The organism is Pseudomonas sp. LBUM1649 (assembly GCF_059716155.1).
The window spans coordinates 4,711,489-4,734,433 of the sequence record NZ_CP166807.1 but is presented as its reverse complement, the minus strand read 5'-3'; the positions used below and the strand labels follow the sequence as shown (position 1 = coordinate 4,734,433).

General features: G+C 64.1%; 2 protein-coding genes. Both read left to right on the top strand.

What is annotated here, in order from left to right; all coding sequences use genetic code 11:
• The first annotated feature begins 112 nt into the window (after positions 1-112).
• A complete protein-coding gene (locus ACA058_RS21820; protein ID WP_497635858.1) occupies positions 113-11,107 on the top strand; it encodes an amino acid adenylation domain-containing protein in 10,995 nt (3,664 codons plus the stop codon).
• Positions 11,107-22,860, top strand: coding sequence for a non-ribosomal peptide synthase/polyketide synthase (locus tag ACA058_RS21815; protein ID WP_497635857.1), 11,754 nt, complete (start codon positions 11,107-11,109; stop codon positions 22,858-22,860). Before ACA058_RS21820 ends, ACA058_RS21815 begins: the two co-directional genes overlap by 1 nt.
• Positions 22,861-22,945 lie beyond the last annotated feature (85 nt).

The window sequence follows — 22,945 nt, the reverse complement described above, 5'->3', positions numbered from 1 at the left end:
CTCCACCTCCTTTCTGACAGTTGTTCTCATTCGCTAATTTTTTCGGTCTGCATTCGTTTTATAGGGACGACGTGCCTTTGTGCTTCCTGCCTACTGATCCGGATGCTGAGAAATGAATGCTGAAGACTCCTTGAAACTTGCTCGCCGGTTTATCGGGTTGCCCGTGGAAAAGCGCCAGATGTTCCTTGCGGCCTTGCACAAGGAGGGCGTGGATTTCGCCCGGTTTCCGATTCCTGCCGGGGTAGAGGCCGATGATCGCCAGGCGCTGTCGTACGCCCAGCAACGCATGTGGTTTCTCTGGCAGTTGGACCCGCAAAGCGGCGCCTATAACTTGCCGGGTGCGGTGCGCCTGAGCGGTCGTCTGAATCTGCCGGCGCTGCAACAGGCATTTGCCAGCCTGGTGGCGCGCCACGAAACCTTGCGCACGGTGTTCGCCTCGCAGGCCGACGACAGCTTGCTGCAAGTGCCGGCCACGGCGCCGCTGGTGATCGAACAGGTGGATTTCAGCACCTTGCCGGCAACTGAGCGCGAGCAGGCCGTGGCCGAAGCCGCCGAGCAGCAATCGGTGCTGCCGTTCGATCTGGGCAGCGGCCCGTTGCTACGCGTCACCTTGTTCAAGCTCGCCGAACAGGAACACGTCCTGCTGCTGACCTTGCACCACATCGTGTCCGACGGCTGGTCGATGAACGTGCTGATCGACGAGTTCATCCGCTGCTACGACGCCTTCGATGCTGGCGCGCAACCGCAACTGGCCCCCTTGCCGATCCAGTACAGCGACTACGCCTTGTGGCAACGCCGCTGGCTGGAGGCTGGCGAGCAGGCGCGTCAGCTCGAGTACTGGCAGGCGCAACTGGGCGACGAGCATCCGGTGCTGGAGCTGCCCACCGATCACCCGCGCCCGGTGATGCCGAGCTATCGCGGCACCCGCTACGAGTTCGCCGTCGACGGACAACTGGCCGAGCAACTGCGGGCCACCGCGCAGAAACACAACATCACTTTGTTCATGCTGCTGCTCGGCGCCTTCAACGTGCTGCTGCACCGCTACACCGGGCAGACCGACATCCGCGTCGGCGTACCTATCGCCAACCGCAACCGCGGGGAAATCGAAGGGCTGATAGGCTTTTTCGTCAACACCCAGGTGCTGCGTACGCAACTGGACGGCCAGACCCGGGTCGACGAACTGCTGCGCCGCATCAAGCAAACCGCACTCGGCGCCCAGGCCCACCAGGACCTGCCATTCGAACGCCTGGTCGAAGCGCTGAACCTTACGCGCAGCCTCAGCCACACGCCGCTGTTCCAGGTGATGTACAACCACCAGCCGCAGGTCGCGGACATTTCCACAGTAACCACGGCGTCCGGCCTGGCGCTGGGCATGATCGAGTGGCAAGGGCGCACCACGCAGTTCGATCTCACGCTCGACACCTTCGAAAAAGGCGGCAAGCTGCACGCCGCGCTGACCTACGCCAACGACCTGTTCGACGCCGCGACCATCGCGCGCATGGCGCAGCACTGGACCCACCTGCTGCACGGCATGGTCAGCGACTCGCAGCAGCGCATCAGCGATTTGCCTCTGCTGGAGCAGGCTGAATACCAGCGCATCGTCCACGAGTGGAACCGCGCCGATGACAGCGCCCCGCAAGATGTGTGCATTCATCAGTTGATCGACCAGCAAGTGGCCGTGACCCCGGATGCGCTCGCTGTGACCTTCGCCAGCCGCCAACTGACCTACCGTGAACTCGACCAGCAAGCCAATCGCCTGGCACACAAGCTGATCGAACTCGGCGTCGGCCCGGAAGTGCGGGTCGGCGTGGCCATGCAGCGTTCCGAGCAACTGCTGGTGGCCTTGCTGGCGGTGCTCAAGACCGGTGGTGCCTACGTGCCGCTGGACCCGGATTACCCGGCCGAACGCGTCGCCTACATGCTCGAAGACAGCCGCGCTCTGGTGCTGCTGACTGAGCAGGCGGTCGCCGCAACGCTGAACGTGGCGTCCGGTACGCAAGTGTTGTCGATGGACGATATCGAGGCGGTGCTCGCCGATTACCCAAACAGCGCCCCGGTCACCCTCGTTACGCCGGACAACCTGGCCTACGTGATCTACACCTCCGGTTCCACCGGCAAGCCCAAGGGCGTGGCGATTGCCCATCGCAACGTGCTGGCGCTGATCGACTGGTCGCAGACGGTGTACAGCCGCGACGACATTCAAGGCGTGCTGGCTTCGACTTCGGTGTGCTTCGACCTGTCGGTGTGGGAGCTGTTCGTCACCTTGGCCAACGGCGGTTCGCTGATCATTGCCCGCAACGCCCTGGAGTTGCCGCAGCTGCCGGCACGGGATCAGGTGCGCTTGATCAACACCGTGCCGTCGGCGATCAACGCGCTGCAACGCGACGGGCAGGTCCCGCCGAGCGTGCGCATCATCAACCTGGCCGGTGAGCCGTTGAAGCAGAGCCTGGTGGACGCGCTGTACCAGCAGCCGACCGTCGAGCACGTCTTCGATCTGTACGGTCCGTCGGAAGACACCACCTATTCCACCTGGACCCGCCGAGAAGCCGGTGGCCGCGCCAATATCGGCCGCCCGCTCAAGCACACCGCCAGCTATCTGCTGGATGCGGACCTGCAACCGGTGCCACAAGGCGTATCCGCCGAGCTGTACCTCAGCGGTGCGGGCATCACCCGTGGTTACCTGGCACGGCCAGGCCTGACCGCGGAAAAGTACGTTCCCAACCCGTTTTCCAGCACCGGCGAACGCCTGTACCGCACGGGTGACCTGACCCGTTATCAGGCCGACGGCACCTTGCAGTACGTTGGCCGTATCGACCATCAGGTCAAGGTTCGTGGCTTCCGTATCGAGCTGGGCGAAATCGAAGCACGGCTGTTGCAGCAGGCTGCCGTGCGCGAACTGGCGGTGCTGGCCCAGGACGGTATCAACGGTCAGCACTTGGTAGCCTACGTCGTGCCGAACGAGTCGGCGTTGCTGCTCGACCCCGACGCGCAAGCGACCCTGCGTGAATCCCTGAAGGCGGCCTTGCGTCAGCACCTGCCGGACTACATGGTTCCGGCGTTCCTGCTGTTCCTCGAGCAACTGCCGCTGACCCCCAACGGCAAGATCGACCGCAAGGCGTTGCCGGCGGTGGACGGCAGCCAGCAACAACGCGAACACGTCGCGCCACGCAGTACCCTGGAAAAATCCCTCGCCGCGATCTGGCAGGACGTGCTGGCCATCGACAACGTTGGCCTGGAAGACAATTTCTTCGAGCTGGGCGGCGACTCCATCGTCTCGATGCAGGTGGTCAGCCGTGCACGGCAGGCCGGGATCGTGCTCAGCCCCAAGGACCTGTTCCAGCACCAGACCATCCGCAGCCTGGCCCAGTCGGCGCGCAGTGGCGAGCAGCAACTGATCGACCAGGGCCCGGCCAGCGGCGTGGTGGCGTTGGCGCCGGTGCAACACTGGTTCTTCGAACAATCGATTCCCGCCCGTCAGCACTGGAACCAGTCGCTGTTGCTGATGCCGCGCCAAGCGTTGAACGTCGAAGCGCTGGACCGCGCCCTGGAACATTTGCTGACCCATTACGACAGCCTGCGCCTGCGTTATCAACACACTGCCAGCGGTTGGCAGCAGGCCTATGCCGCGCCGACCACCGACTCGGTGCTTTGGCAGCGTCAGGCGCCATCGCTCGAAGCGCTCAATGCCTTGTGCGATGAGGCCCAGCGCAGTCTCGATCTGCACAACGGGCCATTGCTGCGCGCGCTGCTGGTCGCGATGGCCGATGGCAGCGAACGGTTGCTGCTGGTGATTCACCACCTGGCGGTGGACGGCGTGTCCTGGCGTGTACTGCTGGAAGATCTTCAGCACTTCTACAACGGCGGCACTGCGCCGGCGAAAACCAGCACCTATCAGCGCTGGGTCGCGCGCTTGCAGGAGCATCTGCCAGCTTTTGAACACAGCCTCGGCCACTGGCAGACCCAACTGCAAGACGCACCGGACGACCTGCCGTGCGAGCGCCCGAGCGGTGCGCTGGAAAACCGCTTCGAACACAAACTCGAACTCAAGCTCGATACCGAGCAAACCCGCAAGCTGCTGCAACAGGCTCCGGCGGCCTACCGCACTCAGGTCAACGACCTGCTGCTGACCGCACTGGCCCGCGCCGTTTGCCTTTGGAGCGGGCAGGGCAGCACGCTGATCCAGCTCGAAGGCCATGGCCGCGAAGACCTGTTCGATGACGTCGATCTGACCAGCAGCGTCGGCTGGTTCACCAGCCTGTTCCCGGTCCATCTGAAACCCGCCGCCGACCTCGGCGCATGCATCAAGTCCATCAAGGAACAACTGCGCAACGTTCCTGACAAAGGCCTGGGCTATGGCGCGCTGCGCTACCTTGGTACGCCGCAGGTTCGTGCCGAACTGGCGGCGCTGGCGCAACCGCGCATCACCTTCAACTACCTGGGGCAGTTCGATCGTCAGTTCGATCAAGGCGCGTTGTTCACCCCATCCACCGAAGGCAACGGCGTGGCGCAGGACCCGGCGGCGCCGCTGGGCAACTGGCTGACGGTCGAAGGTCAGGTCTACGGTGGCGAGTTGTCCCTGAGCTGGGGCTTCAGCCGCGAGATGTTCGACATCGCGACCATCCAGGGTCTGGCCGACGAATACGCGCTGCAACTCAACGCGTTGATCGATCACTGCTGCACGCTGCCAGCACCCCAGGCCACGCCGTCGGACTTCCCGTTGGCGCAGATCGATCAGGCGCAACTCGATGGGTTACCGCTCAGCATCGCGGCCCTCGAAGATCTGTACCCGCTGTCGCCGATGCAGCAGGGCATGCTCTTTCATACCCTGTACGAGCCGCAAGTCGGCGCCTATATCAGTCAGCTACGCCTGGACATCGGCGGCCTGGACAGTGAGCGTTTCACCCGGTCCTGGCAGGCTGCGGTCGAGCGTCACGACATCCTGCGCAGCAGCTTCCACTGGCAAGGCCTCGATACCGCACATCAGGCGATTGCCCGTCAGATCGCGTTGCCACTGCAAGTGCTTGAAGCGACCGATACCGACGCCCTGGCTGATGCCGAACGCGCTCAAGGTTTCGAACTGGGCACGGCACCGCTGTTCCGTTTGAAGCTGGTGCGTACCGGCACTGACACCTGGCACCTGATCTACACCAGCCATCACATCCTGATGGACGGCTGGAGTAACGCGCAGTTGTTGGCCGAAGTGATCCAGCACTACGCCGCCGGCCAGCCGTTGCCAGCGCCCACCGGGCACTACCGCGATTACCTGGGCTGGTTGCAGCAGCAATCAACGGTCGCCGGCGAACAATTCTGGAAAGCCGTCCTGGCACCGCTTGAAGCGCCAACGCTGCTGGCCGAAGCCTTGCGCCCTCCCGCCGGTGGCGAAGGCAGCGAGGAATATCGCGTGGCCATCGACCGTCGCGCCACCCAGCGTCTGGCCGAGTTCGCCCGTCAGCAGAAAGTCACCCTCAACACCCTACTGCAAGCGGCGTGGAGCCTGTTGCTGCAACGCTACACCGACCAGGATTGCGTGGCGTTCGGCGCCACTGTGGCCGGGCGTTCGGCGCCGTTGCCGGGGATCGAAGAACAGCTCGGCCTGTTCATCAACACCCTGCCGCTGGTGTGCGCGATGAAGCCGGACCAGACCGTCAGCCAATGGCTGGACGAATTGCAAGGCCTGAACCTGGCCATGCGCGAGTTCGAGCATGTGCCGCTGTACGACATTCAGGGCTGGGCGGGGCAGCAGGGCTCAGCGCTCTTCGACAGCCTGCTGGTGTTCGAAAACTTCCCAGTCGCCCAAGCGCTGAAGCAGGGCGCACCGGCCGGGTTATCGTTCAGCAACCTGCACAACCACGAGCGCACCCACTATCCGTTGACGTTGGGCATTGAACTGGGCGAAGGCCTGGGGTTGGAGTTCAGTTATGACGCGGCGCGTTTCAGCGCGGCTCAGGTCACACAGTTGTCAGCCAATTTGCAGCACCTGCTGATGCAATTGGTGGCATCGCCGGATGCGGCGTTGGGCGAGTTGGAACTGCTCGATGTCGAGGGAAAAAACGCGGTGCTCGCGATCAGCCAGCCGCCTGCGGTTGAGTTATCCACAACGCTTTTGGCCCACGAACAAATCGCCGCGCAAGCCGCTGCCACTCCAGATGCACTGGCATTGCAGGTGGACGGCCACACGCTGAGCTACGGCCAACTCAATGCACAAGCCAACCATCTGGCCCAGCGCCTGATCGACAAGGGCGCCGGGCCCGGCAAACGCGTCGGCCTGGCCGTGCGTCGCGGTCCGCAACTGATCGTCAGCCTGTTGGCGGTACTAAAAAGCGGCGCGGCCTACGTGCCACTGGACCCGAAATACCCGGCCGAACGCCTGGCCTACATGATCGACGACAGCCGCCTCGACGTGTTGCTGCACCAATCCGGCCTGCTCGAAGAAGTTCCAAACGTACGGTGCCTAACCCTAGAAGACACCTCACCCCCTGTAGGAGCAAAGCTTGCTCGCGATAGCGGTCTCCCAGCCGCCGAAGATCTCGCCTACATCATCTACACCTCCGGCTCCACCGGCCACCCCAAAGGCGTCGCCATCACCCACGCTGCCCTGCGCGAGTTCTGCCAAACCGCCGCCGACTACTCCAAGCTGTCACCCACGGATCGCGTCTTACAGTTCGCCACCTTCAGCTTCGACGGCTTCATCGAGCAATGCTTCCCCGCGCTGTGCGTCGGCGCGGCGTTGATCATGCGTGGCGATGACCTGTGGGACGCTGGCCGACTGGCCGCCGAAATCGTCGATCAGGGCGTGACCGTGGCCGACTTGCCGGCCGCCTACTGGTTCCTGCTGGCCGGTGAATGCGCCAGCGGTGTGGTGCGCAACCTCGGCGATTTGCGCCAAGTGCACGTCGGCGGCGAAGCCATGTCGGTGGAAGGTCTGCGCCTGTGGCATCAGGCCGGTCTGAGTCACGTGCGCCTGCTCAACACCTACGGGCCGACCGAAGCGACAGTGGTGTCCAGTGTGCATGAGTGCCGCCTGGAGGATGCCAGCGATGCATTCGGCATCCCGATCGGTCGCGCCATCGCCGGTCGCGCGTTGTACGTACTGGATTCGGCCGGTCAGTTGCTGCCGGCCGATGGCGTCGGCGAGTTGTGCATCGGCGCGCCGGCCTGCCTGGCGCAAAGCTATTTCGACCGTCCGGCGCTGACCGCCGAACGTTTCCTGCCGGACCCGTTCGCCCGCGAACCGGGTGCGCGGCTGTACCGCAGCGGTGACCTGGCACGCTACAACGCAGGCGGCGATCTGGAATACGTCGGTCGCATTGACCATCAAGTGAAGATTCGCGGTTTCCGCATCGAGATGGGCGAGATCGAAGCTTGTCTGCAAGCCCGGGACGAGGTGCGCGAAGCCGCCGTCATCGCCCAGGACGGCACACTATTGGTGGCGTACGTCGTGGCCAGCGGCCCGGTGGTTGCTCAGGTCGAGTATCTCCAAGGGCTCAAAGCCGTTCTGCAGCGGTCGTTGCCGGAATACATGGTGCCCAACCACATGGTCCTGCTGGACAAGTTGCCGCTCAACAACAACGGCAAGCTCGACCGCAAGGCCTTGCCACGGGTCGAAGCGGGCGATGTGCAACGCGACTTTGTTGCCCCGACGCAAGGGCTGGAAACGCAACTCGCGCAGATCTGGCAAGAAGTGCTGCAGGTCGAGAAAGTCGGTCGCGACGACAATTTCTTCGAGTTGGGCGGCCATTCGTTGCTGGTGCTGCAAGTGATCTCCCGCGTACGACAGCAACTGCAACTTGAGCTGTCGGTGAGCAGCCTGTTCTCCGCGGCGAATCTGGCGGAGTTTGCCGAGCGCGCTGCGCAAGCGAACCTCAGTGGCCAGCCGCAGCTGCAACGCGCATCGGACGATCAGCCACGCCTCCTGTCCTACGCCCAGCAACGCCAGTGGATTCTCTGGCAACTAGACCCGCACAGCGCGGCCTACAACATCCCGGCGGCGCTGCGCCTCAAAGGCCCGCTGAACCGCGAAGCCCTGCGCAAAACCTTCGCCCAGTTGCAGGTCCGCCACGAAACCCTGCGCACCACCTTCGAACAGGATGGTCAGCAGGCGAGCCCGGTGGTGCATGTTGAGCTGCCGTTGCAGTTCAACGAATGGCCAATCAATGAGTCGGCGATCAACAGTGCGGTAGCCGCAGAAATCGCCCAGCCTTTCGATCTGCGCAACGGCCCGCTGTGGCGCTGTTTGCTGCTGCAAGTCAGCGCCGAAGACCATGTGCTGGTACTCACCGTGCACCACATCGCGGCCGATGGCTGGTCGATGCAGGTGATGGTCGATGAATTCAGCGCGCTGTATCAGGCGGCTGTCCAAGGCCATACGGCAAACCTGTCGAGCCTGCCGGTGAACTACAGCGACTACGCCCGCTGGCAGCGCGACTGGCTGGAGGCCGGCGAGGGCGCGCGGCAATTGAATTGGTGGCGCGAGCAACTGGCGGGCAGCCAGGCGCTGCTGGAGTTGCCGAGTGAACTGACCCGTCCGGCCCGCCGCAGCGAGCGAAGCGAGCGCGGCGCCAGTCTGACGCTGAACGTCGATCGTGAATTGCTGGCCGGTTTGCGCGTGCGCGCGCAGGAACAGCAAGTGACGCTGTTCATGCTGTTGCTGGCGAGTTTCCAGACCTTACTGCACCGCCAGAGCGGGCACGCGGGCATCAGCGTCGGCGTGCCGAGCGCCGGACGTTCGCGTCTGGAAACCGAAGGCCTGATCGGCTTCTTCATCAATACCCAGGTGCTGCGCGCCGAGATCGACGGGCAGCAACCGTTCAGCGCCTTGCTGCAACAGGTCAAGCAGGTCGCGCTGGACGCGCAGGCTCATCAGGACTTGCCGTTCGAGCAACTGGTGGATGCCCTGCAACCGGATCGCAGCCTCAATCACAGCCCATTGTTCCAGGTGCTCTACAACCACCAGCAACAACTGGGCGCGAGTGTCGAGCGCGTGGTCGCCGGCCTGCAGGTCGAGCGCTTGCACTGGCAGCAACACACCGCGCAATTCGATCTGCTGCTCGATACCCAGGAGCAGGGCGACACGCTGGCCGCCAGCCTGAGCTACGCCACCGATCTTTACGACGAGGCCTCGATGCAGCGCTTCGCCGAGCAGTGGCTGAACCTGTTGCGTGCAGTGGTCGAAAACCCACAGCAGCGCGTCGCCGAATTGGCATTGCTGCAAGCGCCGCAAAAGCACGCGTTGATCCAGCACTGGAATCCGACGTTCGAGGCGCAACCTCAATCGCCAAACTTGCATCAGCTGTTCGAAGCTCAAGCCGCGCAACAGCCCGACGCCATCGCACTGACCTATGAAGGCGAGCAACTGACCTACGGCGCGCTCAATGCCCAGGCCAACCAACTGTCACGCAAACTGCGCGAGCAGGGTGTCGGCCCCGAAGTGCGGGTGGGTATCGCCACCGAGCGGGCGATGCCGCTGGTGGTCGGCTTGCTGGCGATTCTCAAGGCCGGTGGCGCCTACGTGCCGCTTGACCCGCAATACCCGGCCGAGCGCCTGAGCTACATGATCGATGACAGCGGCATTGGGTTGCTGTTGACCCAGGCTCACTTGATCGACGGCTTGCCGGCCCGCGAAGGCGTGCAGGTCCTGGACCTGGCGGCGTTGCAGCTGGACCACTACAGCGCCGACAACCTGCCGCCGTTGGCGACCCCGGACAATCTTGCCTACGTGATCTACACCTCCGGTTCCACCGGCCGACCCAAAGGCGCCTTGCTCAGCCATGGCAACGTCGGACGCTTGCTCACGGCCACCGCTGCCGAATTCAATTTCGGCGCGGACGATGTCTGGACCCTGTTCCACTCCTATGCCTTCGATTTTTCGGTGTGGGAGTTGTTCGGTTCACTGTGCACCGGCGGGCGCCTGGTGATCGTGCCGTACTACATCAGCCGCGAGCCGCAGGAGTTCCACCGCCTGCTCTGCGATGAAGGGGTGACGGTGTTGAACCAGACCCCGACGGCCTTCCGTCAGTTGTTGCCGATAGCCTGCGCCAGCCCACGCCACCTGGTGTTGCGCCAGGTGATTTTCGGTGGCGAAACACTGGAAGTGGCCAGCCTGCGCCCATGGTTCGAACGCTTCGGCGACCAGCAACCGACCCTGGTCAACATGTACGGCATCACCGAAACCACGGTGCACGTGACCTACCGCGCGATCCGCCTGGCCGACCTCGACGGCAAGGCCCAGAGCCCGATCGGCCTGCCGATCCGTGACCTGCGCTGGTATTTGCTCGACAGCCAGTTGCAACCGGTGCCGGTGGGCGTGGCGGGTGAGCTGTACATCGCCGGCGCCGGCCTGGCGCGCGGTTATCACGGGCGTTTCGGCTTGACCGCCGAGCGCTTTGTGCCGAGCCCCTTCGATGCCTCGCAACGTCTGTATCGCAGCGGCGACCTGGCGCGCCAGCGCGCCGACGGCAGCATCGACTACCTGGGGCGGATCGACCAGCAAGTGAAGATCCGCGGGTTCCGCATCGAACTGGGCGAGATCGAAGCCGCGCTGCTGGCACAACCGGGCGTGCGCCAGGCGGTGTTGAGCGTGCACGCGGGCGACGCCGGGCCACAGTTGTGCGCCTACGTGGTGGCCGAGCGAACCCCACACGACCCAATCGCCTGGCGCGACAACCTGCGCGCCGCGCTGAAGGTCGACTTGCCGGACTACATGGTGCCCAGCCACTGGCTGTTGCTCGATGTCTTGCCGCTGACCAGCAACGGCAAGCTTGATCGCAAGGCCTTGCCGGTGCCGGATGCCGAGGCCTGGCAACGACCCTTCGAAGCCCCCGAGGGCGAGCTCGAACAGCAACTGGCGGCGATCTGGGCCGACGTGCTGGGCGTGGCGCAGATCGGCCGGCTCGACAACTTCTTTGAACTGGGCGGGCATTCGCTGCTCGCCGCCCAGGCCAGTGCCCGTGTGGAACTGGAACTGGGTATCGAGCTGCCGCTGCGCGCGCTGTTCGAAAGCAACGACCTTCAGGCTTATGCCGCCACGGCCGGGCACCAAGCCCCGACTGACAACGATGCACGTCTGGATGCGCTTGAGTCGCTTCTAGACGAGATGGAGATCAACTGATGGAACACAGCACTGCCTCGCGTATCGCCTCCCGCTTCGCTGGCCTGCCTGCCGACAAGCGCCGCGAGTTTCTGACAAAAATGCAGGAGCAGGGCGTGAGCTTTGGCCAACTGCCGATCCCGCCCGCCGCCGGGCCGCAAGCGACGTTTGAGCTGTCCTATGCGCAGCAGCGCCAATGGTTCCTCTGGCAGCTCGACCCGCAGAGTTCGGCCTACAACATTCCCGCGGCCCTGCGTCTGCTGGGGCCGCTGAATGTCGCGGCGCTGCAACAGAGTTTCGATGTATTGCTGGAGCGGCATCAGAGCCTGCGCAGCCGTTTTGTCGAGGACGACGGCCAGGTGATGCAGGCCTTGGCGTCGTTCACCACGCTACCCATCGAGCAGCACGACCTGTGCGGCTCGCCAGAAGCGCAGCGCCTCGAACTGGCGATGAAAAAAGTCGAGCAGGAAATCGCCCGACCGTTCGATCTGCAGCATGGGCCGCTGTTGCGCGTCAGCCTGTTGCAGCTGGACGTCGAGGATCATGTGCTGGTGCTGACCCTGCACCACATCGTCACCGATGGCTGGTCGATGGGCGTGTTGGTGGAAGAGTTTTCCCGACTGTATGCCGCCCATTGCCAGGGGTTGCGCGCGGAGCTGCAAACGCTGCCGATCCAGTATTCGGACTACGCCGCGTGGCAACGTCGGTGGATGGAAGCGGGGGAGCTTGAACGTCAACTCGATTGGTGGCGTGAAAAGCTCGGCAGCGAACAGCCGCTGCTGGAGTTGCCGACGGATCGCCCGCGACCGGCGCAACCGAGCCAGCGCGGTGCGCGTCTGGATTTCGCCCTGGATGCCACGCTCGCATCCGGCCTGATGTCCCTGGCCAAACAGCACGGCGTCACGCCGTTCATGCTGTTGCTGGCCAGTTTCCAGGCCTTGCTCTATCGCTACAGCGGTCAGGCCGACCTGCGCATCGGCGTGCCAATCGGCAACCGTAATCGCGCCGAAACCCGTGGCTTGATCGGCTTCTTCGTCAACACCCAGGCGATGCGCGCCGAACTCGACGGGCGACTGCCGTTCACTCAGTTGCTCGACCAGACCCGCGCCTTTGCGCTGGATGCCCAGGATTATCAGGACTTGCCGTTCGAGCGCCTGGTGCAGGCGCTGCAAGGCGAACGCAGCCGGAGTCACAGTCCGTTGTTCCAGGTGATGTTCAACCACCAGCAAGCCAAACCCGCAGCCGTCAGCGGCTTGCTGGCCGGCCTTCGTGTCGAGGCGCTGAACGCCACGGCGCACACCACGCAATTCGATCTGCAACTCGACACCCAGGAGGAGGGCGACAAGCTGTTCGCCAGCCTGACCTACGCCACCGACCTGTTCGACGCCGAGCGCATCGAGCACCTGGCCCGGCATTGGCGCAACCTGCTGGCCGGGGTGCTGGCGAACCCGCAAACCCCGCTGGCAGAGTTGCCGTTGCTGGAGGCCGACGAGCGCCTGCGCATCCTCGACGACCTCAACGACACCGCTCAAGCCTATCCAGGCGAAGTCTGCATTCAGCGGCATATCGAAGAACGCGTGGTTCAAAATCCTCAAGCGACGGCCCTGGTGTTCCAGGGCCAATCCCTGAGCTACGCCGAGCTGAACCTGCGGGCCAACCGCCTGGCCCACCACTTGCGCGCCCAAGGTGTAGGTCCGGAAGTGATCGTGGGCATTGCTTGCGACCGCTCATTGGAAATGGTCGTCGGCCTGCTGGCGATCCTCAAGGCCGGTGGCGCCTACGTGCCGCTGGACCCGGAATATCCGCTTGATCGCGTGAGCTACATGATCGAAGACAGCGGCATTTCCCTGCTGTTGACCCAGGAGCACCTGCTTGCGCAACTGCCGACGCCGGACAGCGTGCGCACCCTGTGCCTGCAAGCGGACGCCGAGTGGCTGAACGACTTGCCGGGCGATGATCTACCCAACCTGGCTGTCGCCGAAAACCTCGCCTACATGATCTACACCTCCGGTTCCACCGGAAAACCGAAAGGCGCGGGCAACCGTCATATTGCGTTGCATAACCGCCTTGAGTGGATGCAGGCCGCCTACAACTTGCTGCCCACGGACCGCGTGCTACAAAAAACGCCGTTCAGTTTCGACGTGTCGGTGTGGGAGTTTTTCTGGCCGTTGATGAAAGGCGCCACACTGGTCATCGCAGCGCCGGGCGAGCATCGCGATCCGCAACGCCTCGCCGCACTGATCGTCGAGCAGGCAATCACCACGCTGCACTTCGTGCCATCGATGCTGTCGGCCTTCATCGCTGCCGACGAAGCGCTGGCCTGCACCTCGCTGACCCGCCTCATCTGCAGTGGTGAAGCATTGCCGATGGAGCTGCAACGCCAGACCCTGCGCAGCCTGCCGCAAGCCAATCTGTACAACCTGTATGGCCCGACCGAAGCGGCCATCGATGTGACCCACTGGACCTGTGTGGAAGAGGGCCGCGACAGCGTGCCGATCGGCCGACCGATCGCCAACCTGCGCACCTTTATCCTCGACAGCGAACTGCAACCCTTGCCGCTGGGCGCGGTGGGTGAGTTGTATCTCGGTGGCGTCGGTCTGGCGCGCGGTTATCACCGTCGTGGCGCACTGACCGCCGAGCGTTTCGTCGTCGACCCATTCGGTAGCGGCGAGCGTCTGTACCGCACCGGTGACCTGGCGCGCTACCGCGCCGATGGCGCCATTGATTACTGCGGTCGGATCGACCACCAGGTGAAGATTCGCGGCTTGCGTATCGAACTGGGGGAAATCGAAGCGCGCCTGCAAGAACATGTCGAGGTGCAGGAAGCCGTGGTGCTGGCCCTCGACGGCCCGAGTGGCAAGCAACTGGTGGCGTTCATCGTGCCGAAGGATCGCGGCTTGGTCAGCGCCGATACTCAGCAGCAAGGCGCCTGGCGCGAAACCCTGAAAAGCCATCTGCTCGGCAGCCTGCCGGACTACATGGTGCCGGCGCAGACCGTGCTGATCGAACAGATGCCCCTGAGCCCCAACGGCAAACTCGACCGCAAGCGCCTGCCGGCACCGACCGCGCAAGTCAGCCAGCGCGCGTTCGAAGCGCCACGCAGCGAACACGAGCGCGTGTTGGCGCAGATCTGGCAGGACGTGCTGGGCCTGGAGCAGGTCGGGCGTCAGGACAACTTCTTTGAACTGGGCGGTGACTCGATCATTTCGATCCAGGTGGTCAGTCGCGCCCGCCGCTCCGGCCTGAGCCTGCAACCGCGCGACCTGTTCCAGCAGCAGACCCTGCAAGCGCTGGCCGCGGTGGTGAAGGAACAAGCCGCCCCGCTGGCGCAACAAGGGCCGGTGGACGGCGTGCAAACACTTACGCCAATCCAGCGCTGGTTCTTCGAAGAACCGATCCCGCAGCGCGCCCACTGGAACCAGGCGGTGTTGCTGACGCCGCGCGAAACCCTCGAACTGCCGCGCTTGCAAGGCGCCTTGCAACGTGTGCTCAAGCAACACGATGCCCTGCGCTTGCGTTTCAGCCAGGTCGACGGTCAATGGTCGGCGCGATACGTCGGCGCCGACAGTGCCGATGTCATCGACATGCTCTGGACCGCCCGCGTCGCCAGCGATGCGTCGCTCGAATCGGTGTGCGACGAAGCTCAGCGCAGCCTCAGCCTGCAAGACGGGCCGCTGCTGCGCGTGGCGCTGATTGCCCAGGCCGATGGTTCGCAGCGGTTGCTGTTGGTCATCCACCATCTGGCGGTGGACGGTGTTTCGTGGCGCGTGTTGCTGGAGGATTTGCAGGCCGCTTATCAAGGCCAGGAACTGCCGCCCAAGACCAGTGCCTTCCAGGCTTGGGCGGACAAGCTCGATGCCTATGCAAAGTCCGAAACTGCCATGAATGAATTGAGCTGGTGGCAGTGCCATTTGGACGGTGCCAGTGATTCGTTGCCGGCGGCCAATATACAAGCGAATCAGGCCGGGCATCTGCGCCAAGGCGTCAGCATCGGTCTGGACCGCGAGCAGACCCGCCAGCTGCTGCAACAGGCCCCGGCGATCTATCGCACTCAAGTCAACGACCTGCTGCTGACCGCATTGGCCCGTACCCTCAGCCGCTGGACCGGCAGCGAATCGGCGCTGATCCAGCTCGAAGGCCACGGCCGCGAAGAGCTGTTCGACGACATCGACCTGACCCGCACCGTCGGCTGGTTCTCCAGCCTGTTCCCGGTGCGCCTGACGCCGACTGCCGACCTCGGCGGCTCGATCAAGGCGATCAAGCAGCAACTGCGGGAAATCCCCGGCAAAGGCCTGGGCTACGGCCTGTTGCGCTACATGGGCGATGCTCCGGCTCAAGCGGCCCTGGCCGCATTGCCACAGGCTCGAGTGACCTTCAACTACCTCGGCCAGTTCGACCCGAGCTTTGCCGAGGACGCGTTGTTCACGCCTGCCGGGGAGTCCAGCGGTGCTGCGCAATCGGCCGATGCACCGTTGCCCAACTGGTTGTCGGTGGACGGACAGGTCTATGGCGGTGAACTGAAACTCGACTGGACCTTCAGCCGCGAATGCTTCGACCTTCGTGAAATCGAAACCCTCGCCGCCGATTTCCGCAATGAATTGCTGGCACTGATCGAGCACTGCCTGAGCGACGGCGCCGGCGGTGTGACCCCGGCGGATTTCCCGCTGGCGCGCCTGAGCCAGGAACAACTCGACGCGCTGCCAGTGCTGCCGGCGCAGATCGAGGATGTGTATCCGCTGTCGCCGATGCAGGCGGGTCTGTTGTTCCACAGCCTGTATGAATCCGAATCCGGCGCCTACGTGAACCAGCTCAGCGTCGAAGCCCGTGGCCTCGATGCCGAACGGCTGGGCCGGGCGTGGCAAGCGGTGCTCGACAGCCATGCGATCCTGCGCAGCAGTTTTCATTTCCCTGAAGGTTTCGAAGCGCCGGTGCAACTGGTGCATCGACATCTGCAACTGCCGATGACCTGCCTTGACTGGCGTGGCCGCGAGGATCAGGCCAAAGCGCTGGCTCAACTGATCGACAGCGAGCGGCTGCAACTGGATTCGACCAAGGCTCCGCTGATGCGCCTGACCCTGGTGCGCCTGGACGACGAGCGCCAGCAACTGGTCTACACCCATCATCACTTGCTGCTCGATGGCTGGAGCAATTCGCTGCTGCTCAGCGAAGTGCTGCAGCGTTATGCCGGGCAGGACGTGCAGGCGCCAACCGGGCGTTTCTCCGACTACATTGGCTGGCTGCAACGCCAGGATGCCAAGGCCGACGAGTTGTTCTGGCGCGGGCAATTGGCGAGTCTCGACAACCCGACGCTGCTGGCTGAGAGCCTGAGCCTCAACAACCCGTCGGACACTGCATTCGCCGACCATCGCCAGACCTTCGATGTCGCGACCAGCAAGCGTTTCAGCGACTTTGCCCGTCAGCAGAAAGTGACGCTCAACACCCTGGTACAAGGTGCGTGGGCACTGTTGCTGCAACGCTACAGTGGTCAACGCAGTGTGGCGTTCGGTGCCACCGTGGCTGGTCGCCCGGTGGATTTGCCGGGGGTCGAAAGCCAGCTCGGACTGTTTATCAACACCCTGCCGGTGATCAGCAGTCCGGACGTGGTGGAAAGCGTCGAGCACTGGCTGACGCGCTTGCAGGCGCAAAACCTGGAACTGCGCGAGCACGAATTCACCGCACTGGGCGACATTCAGCGCTGGGCCGGGCGTGCCGGCGAGCCGCTGTTCGACAGCCTGCTGGTGTTCGAAAACTTCCCGGTGGCCGAGGCGCTGCAACAGGGTGCGCCGGCCGGGCTGAGCTTCTCGATCCCTCAGAACCACGAGCGCACCAACTTCCCGCTGACCCTGGCGGCCACCGCCGAAAGTCAGCTCAGCCTGAACTGGAGCTACCAGTGCAGCCACTTCAGCCGCGAGGCGATTGCACGCATGAGCGAGCACCTGGCCGCGCTGCTGACGGCGATGGTGGCCGCGCCACAGGCGGCCTTGAGCGAACTGGACCTGCTGACCGCCCCGGAGCGCACCCAGCAATTGCTGGAGTGGAACCCGCCGTTCAGCGCAGAAGAAAACCCGCTGTGCGTGCATCAACTGATCGAGGCCCAAACCGTTATCCGACCTGACGCCACGGCGCTGATCTTCAACGACCTGGAATTGAGCTTCGACCAACTCAACCGCCGCGCCAACCAGTTGGCCCATCGCCTGCGCGCATTGGGCATCGGCCCGGAAGTGCGGGTCGGCCTGGCCATGCAGCGTTCGCCAGAGATGATCATCGGCCTGCTGGCGATCCTCAAGGCCGGCGGCGCCTACGTGCCGCTGGACCCGGCCTACCCGGCGGAGCGCCTGCGCTACCTGATGGAAGACAGCGGGATTTCCCTGCTGGTCAGCCAATCCTGGCTGCGGGAAAAACTGCCATTGCCTGAAGGTTTACCGGTTCTGGAAATCGACCGCGAACCGCTCGAGGGCATGGCCGAAACCAACCCGGTCAACCTGACCTGCGGCGAAAACCTCGCCTACCTGATCTACACCTCGGGCTCCACCGGCCGGCCCAAAGGCGTCAGCGTGGCCCACGGCCCGTTGGCCATGCACTGCGTGAAGATCGGCGAGTTGTACGGCATGACCCCGGACGACCGCGAACTGCAATTCGCCTCGATCAGCTTCGACGGCGCCCACGAGCGCTGGCTGACGCCGCTGGTGTTCGGTTCGGCAGTGATGCCCCGCGACGACGAGTTGTGGAGCGTGGAACGCACCTGCGCCGAGATTGAAAAGCACGGCATCACCATCGCCTGTTTCACCCCGAGCTACCTGGGGCAGATCGCCGATTTCATGGGCGAAGCCGGGCGTGATCTGCCGATCCGTTCCTACACCCCGTGCGGTGAAGGGATGGCCAGGCATGCGTTCGACGAGGTGCAGCAAGTCCTGCAACCCAAGCGCTTAATCAACGGCTATGGCCCTACCGAGACGGTGATCACGCCGCTGATCTGGCTGGCCTATCCGGACACCGAATTCGACTCGGCGTTCATGCCGATCGGCCGGCCGGTGGGCAACCGCAGCGCCTACATCCTCGACGGCGGCTTGCAGCCGTTGCCGGTCGGCGTGGCGGGTGAGTTGTACCTGGGTGGCGAGGGCGTTGCCCGTGGTTATCACCAACGTCCGGACCTCACCGCTGAACGTTTCGTGCCAGACCCGTTCGTGCCGGGGGCGCGTCTGTATCGCAGTGGCGACCTCGCCCGGTTCCGTGCCGATGGCGTCGTCGAGTACCTCGGCCGTATCGACCAGCAAGTGAAGATTCGCGGCTTCCGTATCGAACTCGGCGAAATCGAAGCCTGTCTGCTCGAACATGAAGGCGTGCGTGAAGCCTTCGTGATCGATCGCGACGGTCCGGTGAGCCGTCAACTGGTGGGCTACGTGGTGCCGCGCGATCCGCTCGCTGACGAGCAGGAGCTGCGTGACGCATTGACGGCGCACCTGCGCAGCCGCTTGCCGGCGCACATGCTGCCGGCGCATTTGATGTGCCTGGCCGCGTTGCCGCTGACGCCGAATGGCAAGCTGGATCGCCAGGGTTTGCCAGCGCCTGAAGCGACTCGACAGACTCAGGATCAGGTGGCCGCCGCGTCGCCTGCCGAAGCGTTGTTGGTGGAAATCTGGCAGGACTTGCTCGGTCTGGAATCGGTGGGCGTCACCGAGAACTTCTTCGAACTGGGCGGTGACTCGATTATCTCGCTGCAAGCGGTGAGTCGTGCCGGGCAGCGTGGGCTTGTGTTCAGTCCAAAGCAGTTGTTCGAGCAGCAGACCATTCGGGCACTAGCTGCGGTGGCGAGCCGTCGTGAAACGGCTTTGATCGAAACACCGACAGTCGAGGCGTTTGCGCTGGTGCCCCACATTGATGTGGCCTCCCGCGACGGTCTGCAAGACCTCTATCCGCTGTCGCCGATGCAGCAGGGCATGCTTTTCCACTGCCTCGAATCGCCGCAGCTCAACCCTTACGTCAACCAGTTGAGCGTGGCCGTGGATGGTTTGCAGGTGCCTCGATTCCGCGCCGCCTGGCAAGCGCTGATTGAGCGTCATGAAGTGCTGCGCGCGGCGTTCCGTTGGCGCGACGGCCTGGCCGATCCGCTGCAGGCGGTGTTCGCCGAGGTCGAATTGCCGATCGAAGAATTCGACTGGCGCGACCGCAGCAACACCGAGCAGGCGCTGAGCGAACTGGCGGCCGCCGAACAGGCCAAGGGTTTCGACCTGAGCTGCCCGCCGCTGATGCGTTTCTTTCTGGTGCGCCTGGGTGACGACCGTTACCAGATGATCTGGATCTACCATCACCTGCTGCTGGACGGCTGGAGTGCTTCGCGCCTGCTGGGCGAGATGCTGCGCCTGTACCACCACGACAGCCTGCCGGCGCTGACCGGGCGTTACGCCGACTACATCGCCTGGCTGCAACGTCAGGACGAGGCGCAGGCCGAAGGCTTCTGGCGTGAGCGCCTGGCGTCGCTTGAGGCTCCTACCATCCTGGCCACGGCGTCGGGTGCCACAGGCTCCGGCCACGGCGTGATGTACAGCGACCTCGACGCCGAGGCGACGCGCAAGTTGCACAGCTTCGCCAAGCGTCAGCGCGTCACCCTCAACACCCTGGTACAAGGCGCCTGGCTGTTGCTGCTGCAACGTCACAGCGGCCAACGCAGCGTGGCGTTCGGTGCCACGGTGGCGGGGCGGCCGACGGGGCTGGCCGGTGCCCAGGACATGCTCGGCCTGTTCATCAACACCTTGCCGGTGATCCAGACCCTCGATCCGCAACAGCCGCTGGGCGAGTGGCTGCGCGACTTGCAGGATTACAACCTGGCCGTGCGCGACTACGAACACACGCCATTGTCCGACGTCCAGCGCTGGGCCGGGCAGGGTGGCCAGGGCCTGTTCGACAGCATCATCGTGTTCGAAAACCATCCGGTGGACCGTGCCTTGCGCGGTGGCGAGGAAGGTGAGTTGCGCTTTGCCGAAGTCGGCAGTGGCGGCGTCACCAACTTCCCGATGGACTTGATGGTCAGCGCCAATGACCAAGGCCTGGAAGTCGAGTACCTGTACCTGCGTGATCGCTTCAGTGAACAGGAGGTGGAACGGATTCGCGCACAGATGGAAGGTTTGCTGCGTGCGCTGCCAGAGGACGCTGACTGCCTGCTCGGTAACATCGGCCTGCCCGAAGCACGCTTGAGCCTGCCGCAAGCGTGCAGCGATAACGCCGATCTGCTGCACAGCTTCAATCAGCATGTGCGCACCCAACCGCAGAAAATCGCCTTGTTCTGCGAGGATCGCGAAATCAGCTACGCCGATCTGGAAAACCAGGCCAATGCGCTGGCGCAGCTGCTTATCCGTCGTGGCATTGGCCCGGAAAGCCTGGTGGCGGTGGCCTTGCCGCGCTCGGAACGCACGATCGTCGCGTTCCTTGCCGTGCTCAAGGCCGGTGCGGCGTATCTGCCGCTGGACCTGGCATACCCGGCCGAGCGCCTGGCCTACATGCTCAGTGATTCGGCCGCCAGCCTGTTGCTGTGCGACAGCGACCTGGGTGATCGCCTGACACTGGCTGACAGCCCGCCACGCTTGTTGCTTGATCAGCTGAGCGTTGCCGGCAGCACCGAATGCCCGGTTTCCCATCCACTGCCGGGGCACCTGGCGTACCTGATCTACACCTCCGGTTCCACCGGCCAGCCCAAAGGCGTGGCGGTGGAACGTGGGCCGATTGCCCGGCATTGCCGCGGCATCATCGACCTCTACGAACTGGCGCCCCGCAGCCGCGAACTGCACTTCATGTCGTTCGCCTTCGACGGTGCCCAGGAACGCTGGCTGAGTGTGCTGTTGGCCGGCGGCAGCCTGGTGATTCGCGAAGACAGCCTGTGGACCCCGGAACACACCCTGGAGGTGCTGCATCGCCACAGCGTCACCGTCGCCTGCTTCCCGCCGGCGTACCTGCAACAGATGGCCGAAGTGGCCGAGCACCTGGGCAATCCGCCGGCGGTCGAGGTGTACTGCTTTGGCGGTGATGCGGTGCCGGACGCAAGCTTCGAGCAGGTCAAGCGCGCCTTGGGTGCGCAACGCCTGGTCAACGGCTACGGCCCGACCGAAACCGTGGTCACGCCGTTGCTGTGGCGTGCCGAAGCCAGCGAAACCTGCGGGGCGGCCTATGCGCCGATTGGCCGTGGTGTCGCGGGCCGTGGCCTGTACATCCTCGATGCCGACCTCAATCCGTTGCCGGTAGGTGTCAGCGGCGAGTTGTACCTGGGCGGCGAATGCCTGGCGCGCGGTTATCACCAGCGGCCGGGCATGAGCGCCGAGCGTTTCATTCCCGATCCGTTCGCGGCCGGTGGCCGCATGTACCGCACCGGCGACCTGGTGCGCCAGCGCGAGTGCGGGTTGATCGACTACCTCGGCCGGCTCGACCAGCAAGTGAAGATCCGCGGCTTCCGTATCGAGCTGGGCGAGATCGAAGCCCGTCTGCGTGACTGCGCAGGGGTGCAGGATGCCGCCGTGGTGGTGCACGACACGCCGACTGGCAAACAGTTGGTCGGTTATGTGGTGGCCGCCGCTGCCGCCGGGCTGGATCGGCGCTTGAAGGCCGATCTGCAGGCGCAGATGCCAGACTACATGGTGCCGGCGCGGATCCTGGTGCTAGAGCGCTTCCCGCTGTCGGCCAACGGCAAGCTCGACCGTCGCGCACTGCCTGTGCCGGAATGGGCGCTTGGCGGTTACCGCGCGCCGCGCAATGCGCTGGAAAGCGCGCTGGCCACGATCTGGCAAGAGGTGTTGGGTGTGCCGCAAGTGGGCATCGACGACAACTTCTTTGAACTCGGCGGCGACTCATTGCAGGTGCTCAAAGTGATCTCGCGGGTGCGCAGCCAGCCACAACTGGGCTTCGAATTGAAGCTACGGGATCTGATGCAGAAACCCTGCATCGCCGAACTCAGCGGCTATCAGGTCGCAGAACCGGCGCAAGCGCCGGACCCGCTGCTGGCGTTGAATGGCCGGGTCACCCACGTGCCGGCGCTGTTCTGCCTGCACGCCGGTTTCGGCACGGTGTTCGACTACGAGCCGCTGGCCCGTCGCCTGGAAGGCCGGCGCACGGTGTACGGCCTGCAATGCCGCATGCTGCTCGACCCGCAATGGCAGGATCAGTCGCTGCTGGCCATGGCCCAGACCTACGCGCAGCGAATTCGCACACAGCAAGCTGAAGGCCCGTACTACTTGCTCGGCTGGTCGCTGGGTGGCGCGTTGACGCAACTGGTCGCCCATGAACTGGAAAGCCAGGGGCAGACGGTGGCGTTTGCCGGGCTGGTCGACAGTTATGTGGCCGGTACGGCGGAGGCGGGGGATTGGCGCGAAGATTTGGCGGACTTCCTGAAGTTTGTCCTCGGTCAACCGTCTGAAGAAGCACAGGCATTGATTGCCGTGAAAGCCGCAGGCCTGAACGAGCGCGAAGGCGCCGCCGCGGTGATCGAAGCGGCCATGCACGGTTCCAATGGCCACGCGGCATTGGGCGCCAGTGAACTGACGCAGATCTTTGCCACCGGTTCATCGCTCAAACAGCTTGCTCTGTCGCAGCGGCAATTGCCGAAGGTACAGGTTTCGGCCCACCGCTGGTGGGTGGCCGGGCGCGACGACGAACGCCGGGTGTTCGAAGCCCAGGTGGGGCATCACGGAATGGATCGTCTGTTGGCCGGTGGGCACTACGAGTTGCTGCGTGGTGATCAATTGCTCAATGAACTGGAAGACTTGCTGGAGCGTCGCTTGGCCACTGCATGACAAAAATTGTGGCGAGGGGATTTATCCCCGTTGGGCTGCGAAGCAGCCCCAAAACATAGGGACTGCTACGCAGTCCAACGGGGAT

What these genes read in the sequence shown, in the direction of transcription:
- ACA058_RS21820 (WP_497635858.1), top strand. Translation starts at nt 113, where the DNA reads ATGAATGCTGAAGACTCCTTGAAACTTGCTCGCCGGTTTATCGGGTTG.
- ACA058_RS21815 (WP_497635857.1), top strand. Translation starts at nt 11,107, where the DNA reads ATGGAACACAGCACTGCCTCGCGTATCGCCTCCCGCTTCGCTGGCCTG.